Origin of the sequence: Algoriphagus sp. SE2, assembly GCF_039563885.1 — a bacterium.
Lineage (GTDB): Bacteria > Bacteroidota > Bacteroidia > Cytophagales > Cyclobacteriaceae > Algoriphagus.
The window spans coordinates 181,683-187,690 of the sequence record NZ_JBCLWJ010000008.1; the positions used below are offsets into that span (position 1 = coordinate 181,683).

Annotated in this window: 6 protein-coding genes; all 6 read left to right on the forward strand. The window is 37.1% G+C overall.

What is annotated here, in order from left to right; genetic code table 11:
• Window positions 1-2: 2 nt before the first annotated feature.
• Window positions 3-851, forward strand: a complete 849-nt coding sequence (locus AAGF08_RS11790) for a prephenate dehydrogenase (protein ID WP_343511372.1) — start codon at window positions 3-5, stop codon at window positions 849-851.
• 105 nt (window positions 852-956) lie between these two features.
• Window positions 957-1,925: a kelch repeat-containing protein gene (locus AAGF08_RS11795; RefSeq protein ID WP_343511373.1), complete on the forward strand. Its 969-nt coding sequence runs from the start codon at window positions 957-959 to the stop codon at window positions 1,923-1,925.
• A 107-nt stretch (window positions 1,926-2,032) separates the two neighbouring features.
• Entirely contained in the window at window positions 2,033-2,722 is a 690-nt protein-coding gene (locus AAGF08_RS11800) for an SIMPL domain-containing protein (RefSeq protein ID WP_343511374.1), read from the forward strand.
• Window positions 2,723-2,867: 145 nt separating this feature from the next.
• Window positions 2,868-5,147, forward strand: coding sequence for an aminotransferase class III-fold pyridoxal phosphate-dependent enzyme (locus AAGF08_RS11805; RefSeq protein ID WP_343511375.1), 2,280 nt, complete (start codon window positions 2,868-2,870; stop codon window positions 5,145-5,147).
• On the forward strand, window positions 5,134-5,715 hold the full coding sequence (locus AAGF08_RS11810; protein ID WP_343511376.1) for a methyltransferase domain-containing protein: 582 nt from the start codon (window positions 5,134-5,136) through the stop codon (window positions 5,713-5,715). Before AAGF08_RS11805 ends, AAGF08_RS11810 begins: the two co-directional genes overlap by 14 nt.
• Before the next feature lie 110 nt (window positions 5,716-5,825).
• The coding region (locus AAGF08_RS11815; RefSeq protein ID WP_343511377.1) for a hypothetical protein at window positions 5,826-6,008 on the forward strand (183 nt) is incomplete at its 3' end.

A 6,008-nucleotide genomic window follows, 5' to 3' on the forward strand; every position in this document is an offset into this window, starting at 1 on the left:
CCATGAAAAAAATACACATCATTGGACTGGGTCTTCTAGGCGGATCCTTCGCTTTGGGAGCAAAAAAGAAATTTGCAGAGTTGACTATCACAGGATATGATATAGACCCTCAAAACCAAAAAGATGCCCAAACCTTAGATATAATTTCTGAAGTAAAAGAAACTCCAGATGAAGACACCGATTTGGTTATTATTGCTACTCCTGCAAATAAGTTGGGGGACATTTTAGTAAAAACATTGGATGTTGTAGGTCCAAATACATTGATTTTTGACGTGGGATCAACTAAATACAAACTTACCAAGTTGGTAGAAAATCATCCCAAAAGAGCCCAGTATTTAGCAGCCCATCCCATAGCTGGAACAGAATATTCTGGACCAAAAGCAGCTTTTGGAGATTTATTGGATAGAAAAGTAATGATCCTCTGTGAACTGGAAAAAACAGATCTTCATCTAAAGGAAAAAGCTTATGAGCTTTTTGACGCATTGAATTTAAAGCTTCGATTCATGGATCCGGAAGAGCACGACAGGCATTTGGCTTTCGTTTCCCACCTTTCCCATATTTCCTCATTTATGCTTGGTGAAACTGTTCTTCAAAAAATGGCTGATGAAAAAAATATTTTCGACATGGCTGGTTCAGGGTTTGCATCTACTGTAAGACTTGCCAAATCAAGTCCTGCAATGTGGGCTCCTATCTTTTCCGAAAACAAAGACAATATTTTAAATGCTTTAGATGGATATATCGCAAATCTTTCCTCATTTCGGGAGAAGATTGCTGAAGGGGATGTGGATGGATTGTCTCAAGAAATGACCGAGATCAATAAAATTCGGAACATCCTCGATCTAGAAAATTAAAAATCAAATACACACCAAATAAACCACGTGATTCGCGTGGTTTTTTTTGTTTACTATCAATTAATTAAAATTCGGTAAATTCAATTCAACAAACCTAACACAGCCATGAAGCATATATTTACCCTTCTATTTTGTCTTTTTGCAATTACATCATTTGCCCAAAATAAGTCTTGGGAAATCCTTGAGACGACAAACGAAGCATCACCAAGGCATGAGAACTCTTTTGTAGAGTGTGACGGGAAATTCTATGCCTTAGGAGGAAGAACAGATAGACCTGTGGAAGAATTTGATCCCAAAACAAAAACTTGGAAAACTTTGGCAGATGTCCCGATGAATTTCCATCATTTCCAGGCAATCTCCTTTGATCATGAGATTTATGTGATAGGTGCCTTTACTGGTGGTTACCCACATGAGAAACCAATTCCAAATTTTCTGATTTTCAATCCAAAGAAAAATGAATGGCGAGAAGGTCCGGAGATCCCTAAAGATAGATTACGTGGATCAGTAGGGGTATTTGTAAGAAATGGAAAAATATATCTAGCCAGTGGAATCATAGATGGGCATTGGGATGGGCATGTAACCTGGTTTGATGAGTATGACCCTAAAACAGGGGAATGGAAAATACTTCCTGATGCTCCCAGAGCAAGAGACCACTTCAGTGCAACACTCATTGATGACAAGGCCTACTTAGTAGGAGGAAGAAGGTCTTCAGCGGTAATTGGTAAAGTTCTGGATCTTACAGTACCTGAGGTAGATTATTTTGATTTTAAAACCAATACTTGGCATACAGTAGAAGCTCCCATTCCAACTGAGCGGGCCGGAACCTCCAATGTTGCGATTGGGTCAAATCTTATCGTCATGAATGGAGAAAGCATCGCTCAAGAATCAGCACATGCAGAGGTGGAAATGCTTGATACGAAAACTGGGAATTGGACTAGTTTACCTGAGCTAAATCAAGGAAGACATGGAACAGGGGTTGTTTATTACAAAGGAAAAATTTATGTCGCAGCTGGTTCAGCCAACCGAGGCGGGGGGCCAGAGCTGAACAATATCGAAGTTTTGGAATGGAAATAAATCCCATGTTAATAATCCTAAAATTAGTTCCGATACTATTTTAAACTGTAGGATTCTGGATTTCTGGCCTTGCTTTTGAACTGCTTTAAGAATAAAATAACTAAACCATGAAAAATTTACTTTTCCTATTATTTGGATTAATGCTCGCAGTGCCGACTATGGCACAGGATGATTTAACTATACCTCTAATTGAAGTGGAAGGATTTGCTGAGCGAAAAGTAGCTCCAGATGAAGCTATATTTTCTATTAATCTTGTAGAAAAGGCTATGAAAGTTGGCGATGCAGTTGAAGTACTGAATTCAAAAACGCAAACTCTGGCAAAAGCGCTGGAAAAGGCAAGAATCAAAGATTATAAACTGGTGGCTGATAATTACTCGGTGAACATTAATCGTGTTTATCGTAGTGGATATTCGCGAGACAGTGGCTATGTAGCTTCACAAAATCTGATGATTACCACTAGTAGCAAGAATGTAGATCTTCAAAAGATTGTTGAATCTATTCAAGATTCAGGAGATATGAGCTTCAACCTTAGTTTTAGGGTTTCTGAAGCCACTCAAAAATCTTTGGAAAATGGCCTTTTGACAGAAGCCTTAAAAAATGCAGAAAGTCGGGCCAGACTGATCGCTGAAACATTGGGAATAAAGTCCATTCGAGTTCATCGGGTTTCCCTTAATTCGAGTCAGCCTGTTTACAAGATGGAAATGATGAGTGCAAGAGCAGACGGTGGAAATCAACCCTTGATTTCACCTGACAATCAATCTATTCGAAAAACAGTTATCGTAAAATATACCTATTAAGGAATAAGAAAAGAGTTTATAAAAAGAGATCTAGATATAGATCTCTTTTTTTTATCTGAATGAAATTACCCCGGATTTCTCTGATAATCCATAGTTTTATAACTCCTAAATAATCCTGAAAACTCACAAAATAGAATCATAATTCATGGATGAGTTAAAAAACCTTCTCAAGAACGAATTTGGCTTTGAAAGCCCTAAAATCAAAAAGCTAAATGGTTACTTCAATGTCAACTATTCTGTTTCTGAAAAAGGAAGAACCTATATTCTCAAAACATATCGATTTCAAAAAGAGCTTTTTGATATCATAGAAGCTGAAAACCAGGCATTACTCCATCTTATACAATCCAATGAAGACAAGTACCCTACCCCACTCTCATTCAATAATGGAAAATACCTGTTGTTGATAGACTTAAATGGTGAAAAAACAATTTGCAGATTACTCACCTTTTTAGAAGGAGGTTTTTTAGGAGATATTAGCCCAAGTAATACTTTATATCAATCCTTAGGTACTTTCTTAGCCAATCTAAATCTCAGTCTCGAACATTTTTCAAACTATGTATTAAAAGCGAGAGAGTTGGATTGGGACATTCAAAATCTTCATTTGAATAAAAAGTTCCTAGAGGAAATTGAAAACCCTTCGAACAGAAATTTAGCCAGGCATTTTTTTCTCCAGTTTGAGGAGAACGTTATTCCAATCCTACCGACACTTCGAAAACAAGTGATTCATGGCGATGCAAATGAGTGGAATATTTTGGTTCAAAATCAGACGATTTCTGGCTTAATAGACTTTGGTGATCTCAGCCATTCTCCTTTGATCAATGAGCTGGCTATAGCCCTTACCTATATCATTTATGACAAAGAAAATCCTTTAGATTGGATTGATGAATTTCTCAAGGCTTACCACCAAATCAACCCACTTAAAGAAATTGAACTCAATATTCTTTATTATTTGATAGCAGCAAGGCTCTGCATCAGTGTATGCCAATCAGCCCATGCAAGGAAAGTTGATCCGGGAAATTCTTATGCCTCAGTAAGTGAAAAATCAGCATGGAACCTTCTTTATAAATGGGTTTCCATAAGTCCTCTAGAAGCAAACATTGCATTTAAAAAAGCAGTTGGCTTTCAATTGCCAGAATCGCCTCAGATCGAAGAAAAGCTAAAACGTAGATATAAATCCATCAGCCCGATTCTTTCTGTAAGCTATAAAAATCCGATCCATGTTGTTGGAGCGGCATTTCAATACATGTATGATGCTGCGGGAAATTCTATTCTAGACGCTTATAACAATATCCCTCATGTTGGTCATTCTCATCCAAAAGTAGTAGAAGCTGGTCAGAGGCAAATGGCTAAACTCAATACCAATACCAGGTATCTTTATGATTTACTTCCAGAATATGCAGAGAAGCTATTAGCAAAGTTTCCTTCCTCCTTAAGCAAAGTCTATTTTGTTAATTCAGGAAGCGCTGCAAGCGATTTGGCCATGAGATTAACCTATGCTCATACCAAAAGCAAAAACATCATGGTCATGGAGCATGGATACCATGGAAACACCCAAATCTCGATTGATATCAGTGATTATAAATTCTCTAATAAAAAAGGTTATGGCCAGCAGTCAAATATTTTAAAAGCACCTATTCCAGATACATATCTAGGAAAATATACAATGAATGATGGAAGTGCAGGAAGGTTATATGCTCAGGAAGCAATTGATAGCATGACTGAGTTTGGAGAAAAAGTAGGAGCATTTATTACTGAACCTTTTGTAGGCTGTGGCGGTCAAGTCCCGCTTGCTAAAGGATATTTAAAGGAGCTCTATCCTGCAATTCGTAAACAAGGGGGTATTTGTATCAGTGATGAAGTACAGACCGGGTTTGGAAGAATGGGAGATCATTTCTGGGGATATGAAGCACATGATGTTGTCCCTGACATGGTGATTTTGGGAAAACCTATGGGGAATGGACATCCCATGGGAGCAGTAGTAACCACGGAGGAAATAGCAGAATCTTTCAATGAAGGGGTAGAATTTTTCAGCTCATTTGGAGGAAATCCGGTTTCTTGCGCCATTGGCTTGGCTGTTTTGGATGTCATTCATGAAGAGAGACTTCAGGAGAATGCTAGAATTGTAGGGAATCATTATGCTGAACTTTTCAAAAGTTTACAACCGAAATTCAATTGCATTGGTGATGTGAGAGGTTCAGGACTATTCTTGGGAGTTGAAATAGTAAAACCAGGAACTAAAGATCCTGATACCAATCTTGCATCTTTGATAAAAAACGAACTGAGAAATAGAAATATATTGATCAGTACAGATGGCCCAAATGATAATGTTTTAAAAACAAAACCACCCTTATGTTTTTCAAAATCAAATGCTAAAGTAGTTGTTGATAATCTGGAAGAGATCCTCATAAAAAATGCTAAACGATAACATCTTCAAAAAACCAGAAATTCATTCAAAAATCGAGGCTAAATTAGTTGAAATTGGTTTCACCATGCCATCAGACTTATATATCGGATCTCTTTTAAAAACTCTCATCGCAAGCAAACCTTCAGGGAATTTTCTGGAATTGGGAACTGGAATAGGTCTTTCTCTTTCTTGGATGATCGATGGGATGGATGATAACTCTACTCTAACCAGTGTTGATAATGACCCAAAGCTGATTCAAATTGCAAAAGAATTTTTTGAAGATAATGAACGTGTTAAACTTATTTTGGCAGACGGAGCAAAGTGGATAGAAAATTATCAAGGACCTCAATTCGATTTAATTTTTGCAGATGCTTGGCCAGGAAAATACAGTCATTTGGATGAGGTGTTTTCACTTTTGAAAGTTGGAGGAATTTATATTATAGATGATATGTCTGAGCAACAGAACTGGCCTGAAGGACATTCTGAAAAAGCAGCATCACTGGTTGAAATTTTAGAAAATCGAAAAGACTTTCATTTAACAAAAATGAACTGGTCTACTGGGGTAATCCTAATGACTAAGATTTTTTAAATCAAAGGAAAATCATGAGCAGTAGAATTTATCCCAATTTTTAGATTAGCGGTTTCATCTATTAGGGAATAAAATCAGATATTAGAATCTGACCCTCTTAAAACCAAAAAATGAAACGTTTTCTGAATTTTATTCCCTCATTTCTAATTTGTGTTTTATATGCTTGCTCTCAACCCGAAAGCAAGGATGTGAAATCAGAAATTACAAAATGGCCAGATAACAAGACGGGCGCAATTTCAATCACATTTGATGATGGAATCATTAATCAGCTGACTATCGCAAAACCAATTTTA

Bases quoted from the DNA above. Each gene is read 5' to 3' on its own strand.
- AAGF08_RS11790 (WP_343511372.1), top strand. From the start codon at position 3: ATGAAAAAAATACACATCATTGGACTGGGTCTTCTAGGCGGATCCTTC.
- AAGF08_RS11795 (WP_343511373.1), top strand. From the start codon at position 957: ATGAAGCATATATTTACCCTTCTATTTTGTCTTTTTGCAATTACATCA.
- AAGF08_RS11800 (WP_343511374.1), top strand. From the start codon at position 2,033: ATGAAAAATTTACTTTTCCTATTATTTGGATTAATGCTCGCAGTGCCG.
- AAGF08_RS11805 (WP_343511375.1), top strand. From the start codon at position 2,868: ATGGATGAGTTAAAAAACCTTCTCAAGAACGAATTTGGCTTTGAAAGC.
- AAGF08_RS11810 (WP_343511376.1), top strand. From the start codon at position 5,134: ATGCTAAACGATAACATCTTCAAAAAACCAGAAATTCATTCAAAAATC.